Annotated in this window: 13 protein-coding genes and 1 pseudogene; 8 read left to right on the top strand and 6 right to left on the bottom strand. The window is 64.1% G+C overall.

Annotated features, from left to right (window positions below):
• Positions 1-177 precede the first annotated feature (177 nt).
• The 8 genes from AC1DX0_RS00070 to AC1DX0_RS00035 all read left to right on the top strand — a co-directional run bounded on the left by AC1DX0_RS00070 (position 178) and on the right by AC1DX0_RS00035 (position 9,430).
• Positions 178-2,586, top strand: a complete 2,409-nt coding sequence (locus tag AC1DX0_RS00070; protein ID WP_477221529.1) for a glucan 1,4-alpha-glucosidase — start codon at positions 178-180, stop codon at positions 2,584-2,586.
• Between the two features lie 55 nt (positions 2,587-2,641).
• Positions 2,642-3,661, top strand: a complete 1,020-nt coding sequence (gene gnd / locus AC1DX0_RS00065) for a phosphogluconate dehydrogenase (NAD(+)-dependent, decarboxylating) (protein WP_477221528.1) — start codon at positions 2,642-2,644, stop codon at positions 3,659-3,661.
• Between the two features lie 22 nt (positions 3,662-3,683).
• Positions 3,684-5,060, top strand: a complete 1,377-nt coding sequence (gene zwf / locus AC1DX0_RS00060) for a glucose-6-phosphate dehydrogenase (RefSeq protein ID WP_477221527.1) — start codon at positions 3,684-3,686, stop codon at positions 5,058-5,060.
• A gap of 14 nt (positions 5,061-5,074) precedes the next feature.
• Complete coding sequence (locus AC1DX0_RS00055) at positions 5,075-5,779, top strand: ROK family protein (RefSeq protein ID WP_477221811.1); 705 nt, start codon at positions 5,075-5,077, stop codon at positions 5,777-5,779.
• A 213-nt stretch (positions 5,780-5,992) separates the two neighbouring features.
• Positions 5,993-6,451: a Ros/MucR family transcriptional regulator gene (locus tag AC1DX0_RS00050; protein WP_477221526.1), complete on the top strand. Its 459-nt coding sequence runs from the start codon at positions 5,993-5,995 to the stop codon at positions 6,449-6,451.
• 125 nt (positions 6,452-6,576) lie between these two features.
• Entirely contained in the window at positions 6,577-7,677 is a 1,101-nt protein-coding gene (locus AC1DX0_RS00045; protein WP_477221525.1) for an aminotransferase class I/II-fold pyridoxal phosphate-dependent enzyme, read from the top strand.
• A 161-nt stretch (positions 7,678-7,838) separates the two neighbouring features.
• Positions 7,839-9,077, top strand: a complete 1,239-nt coding sequence (locus AC1DX0_RS00040) for an MFS transporter (RefSeq protein ID WP_477221524.1) — start codon at positions 7,839-7,841, stop codon at positions 9,075-9,077.
• Between the two features lie 44 nt (positions 9,078-9,121).
• On the top strand, positions 9,122-9,430 hold the full coding sequence (locus AC1DX0_RS00035) for an NIPSNAP family protein (protein WP_477221523.1): 309 nt from the start codon (positions 9,122-9,124) through the stop codon (positions 9,428-9,430).
• 41 nt (positions 9,431-9,471) lie between these two features.
• Here the strand turns inward: AC1DX0_RS00035 and AC1DX0_RS00030 are convergent, their stop codons facing one another.
• From AC1DX0_RS00030 to AC1DX0_RS00005, 6 genes and pseudogenes are all read right to left on the bottom strand, one after another.
• The gene (locus AC1DX0_RS00030) at positions 9,472-10,188 is read right to left on the bottom strand and encodes a glutamine amidotransferase (protein WP_477221522.1); all 717 of its coding nucleotides are present in this window, start codon (positions 10,186-10,188) and stop codon (positions 9,472-9,474) included.
• An 18-nt stretch (positions 10,189-10,206) separates the two neighbouring features.
• Entirely contained in the window at positions 10,207-10,686 is a 480-nt protein-coding gene (locus AC1DX0_RS00025; RefSeq protein ID WP_477221521.1) for a tellurite resistance TerB family protein, read from the bottom strand.
• Positions 10,687-10,723: 37 nt separating this feature from the next.
• A complete protein-coding gene (locus AC1DX0_RS00020) occupies positions 10,724-12,325 on the bottom strand; it encodes a heme biosynthesis HemY N-terminal domain-containing protein (protein ID WP_477221520.1) in 1,602 nt (533 codons plus the stop codon).
• A 10-nt stretch (positions 12,326-12,335) separates the two neighbouring features.
• Positions 12,336-13,796, bottom strand: a complete 1,461-nt coding sequence (locus AC1DX0_RS00015) for a COG4223 family protein (protein ID WP_477221519.1) — start codon at positions 13,794-13,796, stop codon at positions 12,336-12,338.
• Positions 13,797-13,907: 111 nt separating this feature from the next.
• Positions 13,908-14,624, bottom strand: a complete 717-nt coding sequence (locus AC1DX0_RS00010; protein ID WP_477221518.1) for a uroporphyrinogen-III synthase — start codon at positions 14,622-14,624, stop codon at positions 13,908-13,910.
• Positions 14,625-14,626: 2 nt separating this feature from the next.
• Positions 14,627-14,851 (bottom strand): annotated as a pseudogene (locus AC1DX0_RS00005) (hydroxymethylbilane synthase); the annotation flags it as partial.

The following is a 14,851-nucleotide window of genomic DNA, read 5'->3' as shown; positions in this document are numbered from 1 at the left end:
CTAGTTTTGCCTGATGGTCGTTACGCGCAGTCCCTGTTTTTTATCTATTGTCAGACAAAATGCAGACGAACCGCAAGCTGTCAACTGCAAAGCTTGGCATGCCTTCGATCAACTTGCGGTGCGATGATTGAAAAAGCTGCCGGCACATGGTCTAGGAGCACGACAGGAGGCCAATTGATGGCAGTAACGCCGACCGTCGCCAAAGGCGCGCCCGGGATACCCGCCCGCTGGACATCAAGCGCCAAGAGTGGCGTCGGCACCGCGTTTTCAGCCAAGAGCCCACTCTGGTTCACCATCAGCCACGGCATCTTGAACGAGATCTACTATCCGCGTCTCGACAGCGCCTGCACGCGCGACATGGAGCTGATCGTCACCGGCCCCGCTGGCTATTTCTCGGAAGAGAAGCGCGACGCCGCGCACAGCATCGCGCCGTTCGAGGATGGCGTTCCGGGCTACAGGCTGACCAACACCGCGACAGACGGCGCCTACCGTATCGAAAAGCGCATCATTACGGATCCGAAACGGCCCGTCCTGTTGCAGGAGATTGCCTTCGTGCCGCTGAAAGCCTCGGCGGCCGACTACCATGTCTACGCGCTGCTCGCGCCGCACCTCGTCAACGCCGGCATGGGCAACACGGCCTGGGCCGGTGAACACAAGGGCCAGCGGATGCTCTTCGCCACCGGGCGCGGCGTATCCCTGGCGTTGGTCTCCTCACTGCCCTGGCATAGCTGTTCGGCCGGCTACGTCGGTTTCTCCGACGGATGGCAGCAATTGCAGAACGGCGGTGCGCTCGATCCCTCCTGCCAACGGGCGGAAGACGGCAATGTCGCCCTAACCGGCGAGATCGGCTTTTCCGCTGGCAACATCACGGCCTTGCTGGCACTCGGCTTCGGCGCCTCGCCGGAAGCAGCCGCCGACCTGGCGCTGGCCAGTCTCAAGCAGGGTTTCGACGCCGCCGCGCAAACCTATGTCGAGAACTGGCGGACATTTCAGGCCGGGCTCGAGAAGCTCGACCGCCACACTGCCTCCGGGCTGAACACCTATCGTGTGAGCACAGCGGTTCTGGCCTCGCATCTCTCGGTCGCGAGACCGGGTGCCGCCGTTGCCAGCCTGTCGATCCCATGGGGCTTCAACAAGGGCGACGACGATCTCGGCGGCTACCATCTGGTCTGGCCGCGCGATCTGGTCGAGACCGCTGGCGGTTTCCTTGCCGCCGGCGACGGCAAGCAGGCGCTGCAGATCTTGACCTATCTGCGCTCGATCCAGCAGCCGGACGGTCACTGGCCGCAGAATGTCTGGTCCGACGGCACCGCCTATTGGCCCGGCATCCAGATGGATGAATGCGCCTTTCCGCTGCTTCTGGCCGACGCCTTGCGCCGCGCAGGCCATCTGCCGCGCGCCAGGCTCGCCGATTTCCTGCCGATGATCGAAAGCGCCGCCTCCTACGTCGTGCGCAACGGCCCCGTCACTGGCGAGGATCGCTGGGAGGAAGACGCCGGATACAGCCCGTTCACGCTGGCCGTCGAGATCGCCGCACTGCTTGCCGCCGCCGACATGCTGGATGTCGTCGGAAAGAGTGAGCCGGCAAACTACCTGCGCGAAACCGCTGATTGCTGGAACGATCAGGTCGAACGCTGGACCTACGTCACCGGCACTCAGCTCTGCATCGAGGCGGGCGTCAGCGGCTACTATGTCCGCATCGCGCCGCCGGACGATGCGGGCGCGGCTGCGCCGAAGGACGGCTTCGTGCCGATCAAGAACCGGCCGCCAGGCGACACCGACAAGCCGGCGGAAGCCATAATCAGCCCCGACGCTCTGGCCCTGGTTCGCTTTGGCCTCAGGGCAGCCGACGATCCGCGCATCGTCGATACCGTCAAGGCCGTCGATGCCCTTTTGCGTTGCGATCTGCCGCAAGGCCCGGTCTGGTACCGCTACACCAGTGACGGCTATGGCGAGCACGAGGATGGCACGCCTTTTGACGGCACCGGCCGGGGACGAGCCTGGCCCCTGCTCACCGGCGAGCGGGCGCATTACGAGCTGGCGGCTGGCCGCAAGGAGAAAGCCGCGGAGCTTCTCGAAACCTTCGAGCGCTCGGCGGGCATCGGCGGGCTGCTGCCGGAACAGGTCTGGGACAGCCCGGATGTGCCGGACCGCGAGCTGTGGCTGGGCAAACCGTCCGGCAGCGCCATGCCGCTGGTCTGGGCGCATGCCGAGCACATCAAGCTGTTGCGATCGCTGCGCGACGGCGCGGTTTTCGACATGCCGCCGCAAGGCGTCGAGCGCTACATCCAGGGCAAGACAGGCTCGCCGCTCAGGATATGGCGCTTCAACAACAAGATCCGCTCCATCCCCGCAGGCAAGGTTTTGCGCGTCGAGCTTGCGGCGCCGGGCGTTGTCCATTGGAGCAGCGACAAATGGCTGACGATCGAGGACCACAAGACCAGGGAAAACGCTTTCGGCGTTCATCTGGTCGACCTGCCGGTCGCCGAACTGAAGCAGGGGAGCACCCTCGTCTTCACTTTTTTCTGGCCCGATGCGATGCGTTGGGAGAATGTCGACTTCAGCGTCGGCATTGACGCATCATGATGAAAGCAGCCGGGCCGATAGATTTTTTCTTTCCTCAAGCAATCGGGACGAAACCATGCAGATCGGAATGATGGGACTGGGCCGGATGGGCGCCAACATGGTGCGGCGCCTGATGCGCGACGGCCACGAATGCGTCGTCTACGACATCAACGCGGCAAGCGTCGCGGCTCTGGTGAGCGACGGTGCGCTCGGAGCGGCATCCCTGACGGAATTCGTCGGCAAGCTCGCCAAGCCGCGCTGTGTCTGGCTGATGCTGCCGGCAGCGATCACCGGCAAGATCATCGACCAGGTCGCGGCCCTGATGGAGCCCGGCGACATCGTCATCGACGGCGGCAATTCCTACTATCACGACGCTGTCGACCAGGCCGCGAAACTGGCCACCAAGGGCATCCACCTCGTCGATGTCGGCACCAGCGGCGGTGTCTGGGGCCTGGAGCGGGGCTACTGCCTGATGATCGGCGGTCCCGACGTGGCGGTGCAGCACCTCGACTCGGTCTTTGCCACGCTCGCACCGGGCGCCGATGCAGGCGCGCCTGCTCCGGACAAGGCTACCGCCGGCACTGCACCGTTCGGCTACCTGCATTGCGGTCCGAGCGGCGCCGGCCATTTCGTCAAGATGGTGCACAACGGCATCGAATATGGCGTCATGGCCGCCTACGCCGAAGGCATGAACATCCTGAAATCGGCCAATGCCGGCAAGCGGCAACGCACGGCCGACGCCGAGACCAGCCCGCTGGAAAACCCACAATACTACCAATTCGACATCGACCTTCCCCAAGTGGCCGAGGTCTGGCGCCATGGCAGCGTCATCGGCTCCTGGCTGCTCGATCTCACCGCCGGCGCGCTGAAGAGCGATCCGGGCCTGGCACAGTTTGGCGGCCGGGTTTCGGATTCCGGCGAAGGACGCTGGACGCTGAAGGCGGCGATCGACACCGGCGTACCGGCGCCGGTGCTGTCCTCGGCGCTGTTCGACCGCTTCTCCTCGCAAGGCGAATCCGAATTCGCCGACAAGCTGTTGTCCGCCATGCGCTATGCCTTCGGCGGCCATCTCGAAAAGCCGAAGGCCGGCAAGTGACGCCACAGCGGGAGACGCACGCATGAGCCAGGAACGGTCCGATACGCTGGTGCTCTTCGGGGCGACCGGCGACCTCGCCCACAAGAAGATATTTCCGGCGCTTTACCAGATGGTCGCCAAGGGCACGCTCACCGAACCGGTGATCGGCGTCGCCTTCGATGCCTGGGATTTGAAGCAGTTGCAGGACCGCGCCCGCGACGGCATCGTCCATGCGCTCAGCGCCATCGACGAGACGGTGTTCGCCAAATTCGCCTCGCTGCTGCGCTATGTCAGCGGCGACTATCGCGATGGGGCCACGTTCGAGAAGCTGAAGACCGCGCTCGGCAGTGCCCAGCGGCCGCTGCACTACATGGCGGTGCCGCCGACCATGTTCGAGACTGTCGTGCAAGGATTGGAGCAGTCGGGCACCGCACATGGCGCGCGGCTGATGGTGGAAAAGCCCTTCGGCCATGATTTGCAGTCGGCGCGCTGGCTGAACAGGGTGCTGCATCTGGTATTCGACGAACAGTCGATCTTCCGCATCGACCATTATCTCGGCAAGGAAGCGATCCAGAATCTGCTCTATTTCCGCTTCGCCAATTCTTTCCTCGAGCCGATCTGGAACCGCAATTACGTCGAGAGCGTGCAGATCACCATGGCCGAGGATTTCGGCGTCGAGGGCCGCGGTAAATTTTATGACGATGTCGGCTGCATCCGGGACGTCATCGAGAACCACCTGCTCAACATCCTGTTGCTGCTGGCCATGGAGCCGCCGGTCGGTCGCTCGGCCGACGATTTGATCGACGAGAAGGTGCAAGTGCTGCGGGCAATCCGCACCTTGACCAGGGACGACGTCGTGCGCGGCCAGTTCACCGGCTATCTCGCCGAGCCCGGCGTTAAGCCGAACTCGCCGGTCGAGACCTTCGCGGCGGTGCGCTTCTTCGTCGACACCTGGCGCTGGCAGGACGTGCCGTTCTTCATCCGCGCCGGCAAGAACATGCCGGTGCATGTCACCGAGGTGGTGGTGCGGCTGAAGCGGCCGCCGCTCGACGTCTTCGATCCGATCAAGCCCGCCGACCAGAATTACGTGCGCTTCCGCATCGATCCGCAGGTGGTGATCGCCATCGGCGCCCAGCGCAAGGCGCCCGGCGACGACATGGTCGGCGAGCAGGTGGAACTCACCGCGCTCGACGACAGCAAGAGCGATATGCCGCCTTACGAACGGCTGATTGGCGACGCCATGAATGGCAATGGCCAGTTGTTCACCCGCCAGGACGCGGCAGAGCTCGCCTGGCGCATTGTCGGGCCAGTGCTTGGCGACACCACGCCGCCGCATCTCTACGAGCCGAAAACATGGGGGCCGGCGGACGCCATGGCCGGCTTCGGGCCGCCCAATGGCTGGATCGATCCGGTAGCATGAGCGGAGGGGACGCGATGGCCAAGGCGGTCAAGCAGACAGCATCCGACACCGAGCAGATCGTGCTGGCGATCGATATTGGCGGCTCGCACGTCAAGATCCTGACCAGCAACGGTGGCGCCGAGCGCCGGGCCGATTCCGGCCCTGACCTCACGCCGCAGCAGATGATCGCTACGGTGAAGAAACTCGCCGAAGGCTTGTCCTATGACGTCATCTCGATGGGCTATCCCGGCCCGGTGCGTCAGAACAAGCCCGTGCTCGACCCGATGAACCTCGGCAAGGGTTGGGCCGGCTTCGATTTCGCCGCGCAGTTCGGCAAGCCGGTCAAGCTGGTCAATGATGCATTGATGCAGGCCATCGGCAGTTATGAAGGCGGGCGCATGCTGTTCCTCGGCCTCGGAACCGGCCTCGGCGCGGCGATGATCGCCGACCATGTCGGCCTGCCCATGGAACTCGCCCACCTGCCTTACAAGAAGACCAAGAGCTTCGAGGATTATGTCGGTGAGCGCGGCCTGGAACGGCGCGGCAAGAAGAAATGGCGCGAATCTGTCTTCGACGTCGTCAACCGGCTGCGCGCCGCCCTGCAGCCAGACTATGTCGTCATTGGCGGCGGCAATGTCGACAAGCTCGACGAATTGCCGGCCGACTCCAGGCGCGGTGACAACACACGTGCCTTCGAAGGCGGATTTCGTCTGTGGCGAGACAAGGCCCTGATCGTCTGATATTATTACAGTTTAGTATAGTCGTTCAAAATAACGTGTGACGCCGCGCTTAATCATTGCGTTGTGCAGATTTGCCGACTAGGAATTTCGCGCACCGCCCGGCGTGCTCCACTGGATACGCTTGAAGACGCTTCAGCATTTTTTGATTTTGCGCCCTGACCTTTCGAAAACGATCCCGATTTTCGAGGCCGCGCGCCATAGACGGAGGAATCATTGACCGACGATAGCAACGACGCTCGCATCGACCTTCTCGAGCTGACCGCCCACATCGTATCCGCTTACGTTGAAAAGAACCGCCTGCCCGTCTCCGGCCTGGCCGACCTCATCGCCAGCGTCGCCACCTCGATCGGCGGCCTCGGCAAGCCGGCCGTGCCGGTGGCAGCACCCCTGGTTCCCGCGGTCAACCCGAAGAAGTCGGTGACGCCGGACTTCATCATCTGCCTCGAAGACGGCAAGAAATTCAAATCGCTGAAGCGCCATCTCGGCGTGCATTTCAACCTGACCCCGGACGCCTACCGCGCCAAATGGGGCCTGCCGTCGGACTATCCGATGGTTGCCCCCAACTACGCCGCCTCGCGCTCGCAGCTGGCGAAGTCGATCGGCCTCGGCCGCAAGGCCGTCGAAGTGGTGCCCGTCAAGGCCAAGGGCCGCAAGGTCAAGGTTTCAGCCTGAGCAATTCAGTCCTGAGCCAATAGTTAGGACGACTGGAACAGAAGCCTGCCGGCGAAACTGCCTTGGCAGGCTTCCTGTTTTTGTGGCTTGGATAGACCAGACAAAAGGTGATCTGGGGGAAAGCCATGAACTACACCAGGATGGTGATCGAGAAAGATGCGCCGGAAGAATACGGTTATGACCGTATCCGCTACAATCTCTCCGAAAGTTCGATCGCCGACCAGAAACTCTCCGACATCGGCTTGTCGCTGCCAGATCTGACGCTCTTCTATGGCGAGCATCGCGGCGACAAGGAATTGCGTGCGCTGATCGCGGCGCAGGATGCCGGCGTTTCGCCCGGTGATGTCCTGGTCACCGCCGGGGCCGCAGGCGCGCTGTTCATCATCTCGACCTCGCTTTTGTCGGCCAGCGATCATCTCGTCGTCATCAGGCCCAACTACGCCACCAACATCGAAACGCCGCGGGCGATCGGCTGCGCCATCAGCTTCGTCGACCTCGCCTTTGAGGACGGCTTTGCCATCGATGTCGAGCGCGTCAAGGCGGCGATGCAGCCGAACACGAAACTGATCAGCGTTACCTGCCCGCACAACCCGACCGGCACGATGATGAGCCGCGCCAATCTCGACGCACTGGTGGCGCTCGCGGAAAGCAGCAACTGCCATCTGCTGGTCGACGAGACCTATCGCGACCTCTCCTATGGCAGGCGCCTGCCGTCGGCGGCCTCGCTGAGCAAGAAGGCGATCAGCGTTTCATCGCTGTCCAAGGCCTTCGGCATACCCGGCATCCGCATCGGCTGGCTGATCACCACGGATGCGGTTCTTCAGGAGACATTCCTCGCCGCCAAGGAGCAGATCGGCATCTGCGGCAGTGTCATCGATGAAGGCATCGCGCGCGGCATGCTGGAGCGCCGGGATGCCTTCTTGGGCGTGCTGCTGCCCGAAATGGCCAATCGCCGCGACATCGTCCAGGCCTGGATCGACCGCGAACCGCTGGTCGACTGGATCAGGCCCGAAGGCGGTGTCGTCGGCTTCCCGCGCCTCAATGTCGAACCCGGTTTCGACCTCAACCGGTTCTATGTCGATCTGCTGGAAAACCACGGCACCTATGTCGGGCCCGGCCACTGGTTCGAAATGGAAAAACGCTTCTTCCGCGTCGGCTTCGGCTGGCCGACGGAAGCCGAATTGCGGGGCGGGCTCGACGCCATTTCGGCCGCGCTGAGACAGTAACTTCCTTGTGCGATCGAAGGAACAGGCTGAAAATCCCTTGATCCAGGCCTGATTTTAACGCACATCCCGCCGCGAACTTTGTTAGACGTTCTATTGGTCGGACCAGCGCCCATCCGGGAAGTGCCCCGCCGGCCAATGCACTCGCAACGGGGCCTCTCTCCATGACATCAGTACAAATATCGCCGGAGCAGCGTTACGCCGCCTTCCGGCACAAAGCCTTCCTCAGCTACTGGACGGCGCGTTTCCTCACCACTTTCGCCACCATGATCGTGTCCGTCGCGGTCGGCTGGCAGATCTATGATCTGACGCGCGATCCCTTCGATCTCGGCATTGTCGGCATCGTCCAGTTCCTGCCGTCGCTGCTGCTGGTGCTGGTCACCGGCGTCGTCGCCGACCGCTTCGGCCGACGCCTGATCATGGCGCTGGCAACGGTGGTCGAGGCAGCCTGTGCGCTCGTTCTCCTGTACTTCACACTGCGCGGCCTCGTCAGTCCGCTGCCGATCTTCGTCGTTCTAGCGCTGTTCGGCATGGCGCGCGCCTTCTACGGACCGGCCTCGTCGTCGCTGTTCGCCAATCTCGTGCCGCCGGAGGATTTCGGCAATGCGATTGCCTGGAACTCGTCCGCCTGGCAGACGGCGACCATCGTTGGGCCCGTCGCCGGCGGCCTGCTCTACGGTGTTTCGCCGGAGGCCGCATATGCCGTCGCCGCTGTGCTGATGCTGGTGGCCGGCCTGCTGATCTTCACCATTCCCAAGCCCGCCCAGCAGACCGCCACCGACAAGCCGACGATGGAGACGCTGTTTGCCGGCTTCCGCTATATCTGGAGCGAGAAGATCGTGCTGGGCGCCATCTCGCTCGATCTCTTCGCCGTTCTCCTGTCCGGCGCCTCGGCGCTGCTGCCGGTCTATGCGCGCGATATTCTTGAACTCGGCCCCTGGGGCCTCGGCCTGCTGCGCTCGGCGCCCGGCATCGGCGCCATCTGCGTTGCGGTCTGGCTGGCCGGGCACCCGCTTCGCGACAATGCCGGCAAGATCATGCTCGGCTTCGTCGCGGCATTCGGCGCCTGCACCGTATTGTTCGGCCTGTCGACGATCACATGGTTGTCGATCGTCGCATTGGCCCTCCTCGGCGCCACCGACATGTTCAGCGTTTATATCAGGGAAACGCTGATCCAGCTGTGGACGCCGGACGAGGTGCGCGGCCGCGTCAACGCCGTCAACCAGGTTTTCGTCGGCGCCTCCAACGAAGTCGGCGAATTCCGCGCCGGCACCATGGCGGCGCTGATCGGCACCGTGCCAGCCGTGGTGATCGGCGGCGTCGGCGCCATCGCGGTTGCCGGGCTGTGGGCGTATCTGTTCCCACAATTGCGTAGAGTTCGCCATCTCAACTCGCGAAACTGACGCTGACGGTCAGCAAGCTACATCACCCTGTCACAGGAATTCCCATGATCACCTGTTACCTGAAATATGTCATCGACCCTTACAAGCTTGCCGAGTTTGAAGACTATGGCCGTCGCTGGATCGGTCTGGTCAATCGCCTGGGCGGAAACCACCATGGCTATTTCCTTCCGAGCGAAGGAGCGAACAATATCGCCTATGCCATGTTCAGCTTTCCGAGCCTTGCCGATTACGAGGAGTATCGCAAGCGGATGGCTGCCGACCCGGAATGCCAGGAGGTGTTCGAAACGGAAAAGCGCAATCGCAGCATTCTCAGCTATGAGCGCAGCTTCCTGCGGCCGGTGCTCGAACCCTAGAGAGACGCGAAACGGCTTCTCCTTCCGGAATTGTGATGAAGCTATCGCACCGCCGGCGTCCCAAACACCATCCGCAAAAACTCGTCCAGCCAGCGCTTCAGATGCATGTCCCAGATCAGCCGGCCGCCGAGATGGTCGCGGCCGGGCTGCGCGCCCGGCAATTCGAAGCGATGCTCGCCGCGCACCACCCAGCGCTGCATCATCACCCTTGTCAGTTCGCCATGGAACTGGATGCCCCAGGCATTGTCGCCGTAGCGGAAGGCTTGGTTGGGATAGGTATCGGCCGTCGCCAGCAGCGTCGCGTCCCTCGGCAATGAAAAGCCTTCGCGGTGGAACTGGTAGACCATATCTGGCCAGTGCATCAGTTTCCTGCCGGCCTCGGTCGCCTTGAGCGGATACCAGCCGATCTCGACCAGCCCTTCGCCGTGACCCTCGACCTTGCCGCCGAGATGGTTGACCAGCATCTGCGCGCCGAGGCAGATGCCAAGGCATGGACGGTTTTCCCTGAGCGGAATTTCCAGCCAGTTGGTCTCGCGGCGGACGAACTCGTCGTCGTCATTGGCGCTCATCGGCCCGCCGAACACCACCGTGCCGGCATGGCCATCCAGCGTCTCCGGCAAGGCGTCGCCGAGCGGCGGCCGGCGGATGTCGAGCTCAAACCCCTCTTCGAGCAGCATATGGCCGACGCGTCCGGGGCTTGAATTCTCCTGATGCAGCACGACCAGGATTTTGGGCTTCGAACTCGTTTGGCGCGGCATCGGTAGGCGAGATCCCGTCTATTCGTCGCTCGACGTTCCACGGGCACCCGGCGCCTGCGCCGCCGCCTTGCGGCGCGCCTCGACCCGGTCGTGACGCTCGACGCCGATCAGCTCGGCAACGCGCCACACCGTATTGTCCTCGAGCTCGTGCAGCTCGCCATCGGCATAGACGATCTCCCACATCAGGCCGATGAAGGCCTTGCGCCCGTCCGCGTCGAGGTGGCGCTTGAGCACGCTGGTGAAGGCATAGAGATCGATCGCCTCATTGTCGGCACGCTCACCGGCGGCGGCGAGCGCTTCGAGTTCGGCGCCGCTGATCGAGTAGCTCTCGGAGAGCACCGCCTTGAACCGCTCCCACTCGACATCCTGGCGCACGCCGTCGGCGTTCATCACATGGTAGAGCAGCGCCGAGGCTGCGACGCGCGGATCGTCCGTGCTGGCATGCGCGCTGGACGCGGCCGGCAAATCCCTGAGAAACGACAGAACGCGTTCGAACATCAATCCATTCCCAAACGGCCCCATGGCCGGCCCAAAATCAAAACAGCCGGAACCGGCGCGGCGACTTTTCCGCTTCCTCGTCCGGATCGACGCCCGGGTCGTCCGGCAAGCGCGCCAGTTCTTCCGCCGGCTCCACCGCCTCGGCATCGGCCGGCACCGCCGCAAACGCGGCCGCCGTGACCGGCGTGACCTGGTCTTCGCTTCTATCGGTTCCCTTGCCCGTTGCCTCGCTGCCCGCCGTGGCATGATCGATCGCGTCGATCGGCTTTTCCGACACCGGTCTAGCCGGCGCTTCGATAGCTACAACTGCGGCGTCAGGCGCATCGTCACGGCTGTCGATCAACTGGCCAAGCCGTTCCATCGGCGCACGCCATTCGAAAGCGTCCAGCCGTCCGCTGACCGGCGATACCGGCGCCCAGCGCTCCGACACCACGCCATCGGCCACCCAGGCCGGATCGCGCGGCGCCCGCACAGCCTTGGACAGCAGCTGCCGCACCTTGCCCTGGTCGCCGGTCTCGGCCTCCTCGATATCGGCCAGCAGCAAATAGGCACCCTCGCGGCGGTCCATCCGGATAGCCGCCTCAGCCTCGCGCCGGGCGGTCGAAAGATCCTGGGCGTCGAGCGCGGCACGCGCCACCGTCATCGACGATTCGGCGTGGTTCTTCTTCATCTCCTGCAGCTTCTTGGCTCTGTTGAGCCGGTCGAGCACGGCATCGCCCGGCCTTGCATGGGTATAGAGCTCAGCGATCTCCGGATGCGGCTCGGCCTTCCATGCGGCCTCGAGGATCTTCGAGCCCTTGCGCACATCGTTCTGCTTGAACAGCGCGGCGGCGGCGGCAACGGCGGCAGGCGCGAAATCCGGCTGCAGCTTGTTCGCCTCCAGCGCCGCTGTCCTGGCGGCCGTGGGATCGCTGCCGGCGAGCGCCTGCGCCTTGGCGGTCAACAGCACGGCGCGGCGGCGGTTGGCGGCATCGCGTTCGATCTGCCGCGTCGATTTCTGCGCATCGACGAGTTTCAGCGCGCCGTCCCAATCGCCGCGCGCGGTCAGCTCTTCCAGCGTCGATTCGGCAGCCCAGGCCAGTTGCGGCGCCACGGCGGCGGCACGGCCGGCATAGTGCCTGGCGGCGTTGCGGTCGCCCAGACGTTCGGCTTCGAGATAGAGCCCGCGCAGGCCGAGCAGCCGCATTTCGGGATCGTCGAGCATGCTCTCGAACTTTTGCCGCGCGCCTTCATGGTCGCCTTCGAGCAGCGACGCCTGCGCTTCGAGCAGGTGGATCAGCGGCTCCTGGTCGGAACGGATCAGCTTGGCAGCTTCCTTGGTCTTCTTGCGGGCCAGCGCGCCGTCACCGGCGCCGGCGGCGATCATGCCGGTCGACAGCGCCTGATAGCCACGGTCGCGGCGGCGCACGCGGAAATAGCGCGAGATGGTGTAAGGGCTGTTCCACAGCGACTTGACCAGCCACCACAGGATCATCACCGCGGCAACGACGGTGACAACGGCCACCGCAGCCACCATCAGGCTGACCTGGTACTGATAGCCATTGAAGGTGACGACCATGTCGCCCGGCCGGTCGGCCAGCCAGGCAAAGCCCAGCCCGAGCGCGAAGACGACGATGAGGAAGGCGAGCAGGCGGATCATATTGTTGCCCTCATGCCTTCATCGCGCCGGAGATCAGTGCGTCGACCTGGGTTTCGACCTCGATGCGCGCCTTCAGTTTGCCGGCAAAGTCGGCGCCTGCCGCCTTCACCGCTTCGGGCAGCTTGTCATATTCGCTGAGCGCCTTGGCATAGTCGCCCTGCGTGACCGCCACCTCCATGCGCGCCACAGTTTCCGGCGCGCCAGGACCTTCGACGGCGCCGATCGGCCGGACCTTGACCAGCGATTCGGCGCTCGACATCAGGTTCTGCAGGAAGCCGGCATTCTGATCGACCGGCGTTGCGGCAGCGACCATGGCATTGGCGGCGGCATCCATTTGCGAGGCGATCTCGGTACGGGTGGGCACGCCCTTTTCGGCATAGGGCCGCAAGGTCGCGATCTCAGGTGCATTGGGTGAAATCGCAGCCAGCGTATCGAGTTCCGCCGAGAACGGCGCGCCGCGTTCGAGCGCCGACTTCAAAGCCGACGCGGCGATGGCGAGCGCGATCTTCGGCTGTCCTGCCGCCGCCTCGACCTTGCCGGAAAGCTGCGACACCGATTGTTCCAGCGCGGTGAGCCGACCATCCTGCGCCTTCGCCGCCTCGCCTGTCGATTTCACCAGCGCATCGAGGTCGGCCAGCTTTTCGTTGAGCGGGCCAAGATCGACCGGGGCCGCGCTGCCGGCCTTGCCGAGGGCGGCGACCGCGGTTTCGATCTGCTTGACCTTGTCGCCAAGGGCGGCAAGCCCGGCATTGTCGCCGGCGCCACCTTGTCCTACCGCCGATTTCAGCGCCGCTATATCGGCCTTTACCTGCTCCAGGCCCGAGGAAAGCCCGACCACCTTGGCCTCTGCATCATTGTTGCCGCCGCCCTCCTTCAGGCCGGCGATGTCGCTCTTCAGCGACGCAATCTCGCCATTGACGCCATCGAGCGACACGCCCGAACCGGAACCCGGTGCGCCGAGCAGACCGGCAAATTGCAGGCCGCCGGCGCCGACCAGCGCGATGACACCACCGATAATGCCGGCGGCAATGCCGTTGAGGCCGCCACGCTTTGCCGGAGGCGGCGCCATCTTTTCGTCCCGCGTCTGAGTTTTCGCCTTGCTGTCGTCGGTGCGCTTCGCCGATGCATCCTCGAAATTGTAATCGGAGGCCTTGGCGCGGCTGGGGGGCGCATCTGAACCGGGATAGGGCAGCTCCGGCTCAGCGGCTTTGGCCGCCGCGGATGTGTTTGCTTCGGGCGACACCGCGGCGGCATCGGCATGCTCCCAAGGCTCAAGATCGGCTTGGTCGGCATGCACCGGCTCTTCAGGTATCTCGGCTTGAGAAGTGGTCTCTACCAGCGCTTCTTCGGCGCCAGGCTCCGGCTTGGCGGCATCCTCGTCGACGATGCGCGAAACAGCACCGGGTTCGAGATCGATGGTCACCGGCTCGCGGCGGCTTTTCGAGTGTCGCATCTTCGGCGTCTTGACCATGCCGGGGCTCCGCAAAAATTCGCTTCGTCTCAACGCCTGGCGGCGCGTGATGGTTCAGAAAGGGTCTAGCACATCACCAAGCGGTGAAAAGGGGCGGTGTGATGACGCGGCTCAGGGCAGCACCCGCAAAAGTGCCAGCAGCGCCTCCTCGTCGGGCTGTGCGGCAATGCCGATTGCTTTGCCGGCACTCTCGTCGAAAGCAGCGGCGATGCGGGCGGAAAGCGCGAAAACCCGTGTTTTTTCAAAGGTCGCCTGCAGAGCCGGACGTTTGGCCAAGGCTTGCATCGCGGCCGCCGCCTTGGCCGAATAGAGCAGCATCGCATCGACCGGTTGGTCGGACAGCAGTGCAAGGATGGCCTCGTCGGAATAAGGCACCGGGAGTGTGTCATATGTCTCCACGGCGGAGACCTGGACACCAACCGCTTCCAGCCTCTGCTCAAACACCGGAAACCGCACGCGCCCGCAGAGATAGACGATTGCCTTGCCGGGAAGCGCGGACGCAATGCTGCCGGCCAGCGTCTCGGCATCGCCAGAACCTTCAATGACCGACAAAAAGCCCATCTTGCGCGCCGCTTCGGCGGTTCTCGCGCCCACGGCATGGCAAGGCAGAGCAGCAAGCGCCGCGATCACCTCTTTTGACGCATGGCGCACCGCATTGGCACTGGTGACAGCAACGGCGACAGCCTCATCTGGAATAAGCCCGGCATCGACCGGCAGCGCCACCGTTTCGGTAAGCGGCAGGAGAATCGGCTGGAATCCCATGTCCTGAAGCCGCCGCGCCGTGCGCGACGCGCCCGGTTCCGGTCTGGTCACCAGGACGCGAAGCATCTTCAGAGCCAGCCGTCGAAGAATTTTTCGCCGGCCTTGGCCCGCACCGTCCGCGCCGCCTCGTCGCCGATGCGGGCGGCATCCTGTGCCGGCCCCTGAAGCTCGACCGTGTGCGACTGCGTGCCATCGGGCGAGATGATCAGGCCGGCGAAAGAGAGCTTTCCGGCCTCGATCGCCGCATAGCCGGCGATCGGCGTGCGGCAGGAGCCGTCGAGTGCGGCCAGGAA

This window comes from Mesorhizobium sp. P3_A9, from assembly GCF_056402975.1.
The sequence above is the reverse complement of the archived record's forward strand: the minus strand, read 5'-3'. Positions and strand labels throughout refer to the sequence as shown.

Bases quoted from the DNA above. Each gene is read 5' to 3' on its own strand.
- AC1DX0_RS00010 (WP_477221518.1), bottom strand. From the start codon at position 14,624: ATGCTTCGCGTCCTGGTGACCAGACCGGAACCGGGCGCGTCGCGCACG.
- AC1DX0_RS00015 (WP_477221519.1), bottom strand. From the start codon at position 13,796: ATGGTCAAGACGCCGAAGATGCGACACTCGAAAAGCCGCCGCGAGCCG.
- AC1DX0_RS00040 (WP_477221524.1), top strand. From the start codon at position 7,839: ATGACATCAGTACAAATATCGCCGGAGCAGCGTTACGCCGCCTTCCGG.
- AC1DX0_RS00030 (WP_477221522.1), bottom strand. From the start codon at position 10,188: ATGCCGCGCCAAACGAGTTCGAAGCCCAAAATCCTGGTCGTGCTGCAT.
- gnd (WP_477221528.1), top strand. From the start codon at position 2,642: ATGCAGATCGGAATGATGGGACTGGGCCGGATGGGCGCCAACATGGTG.
- zwf (WP_477221527.1), top strand. From the start codon at position 3,684: ATGAGCCAGGAACGGTCCGATACGCTGGTGCTCTTCGGGGCGACCGGC.
- AC1DX0_RS00055 (WP_477221811.1), top strand. From the start codon at position 5,075: ATGGCCAAGGCGGTCAAGCAGACAGCATCCGACACCGAGCAGATCGTG.
- AC1DX0_RS00020 (WP_477221520.1), bottom strand. From the start codon at position 12,325: ATGATCCGCCTGCTCGCCTTCCTCATCGTCGTCTTCGCGCTCGGGCTG.
- AC1DX0_RS00045 (WP_477221525.1), top strand. From the start codon at position 6,577: ATGAACTACACCAGGATGGTGATCGAGAAAGATGCGCCGGAAGAATAC.
- AC1DX0_RS00070 (WP_477221529.1), top strand. From the start codon at position 178: ATGGCAGTAACGCCGACCGTCGCCAAAGGCGCGCCCGGGATACCCGCC.
- AC1DX0_RS00035 (WP_477221523.1), top strand. From the start codon at position 9,122: ATGATCACCTGTTACCTGAAATATGTCATCGACCCTTACAAGCTTGCC.
- AC1DX0_RS00025 (WP_477221521.1), bottom strand. From the start codon at position 10,686: ATGTTCGAACGCGTTCTGTCGTTTCTCAGGGATTTGCCGGCCGCGTCC.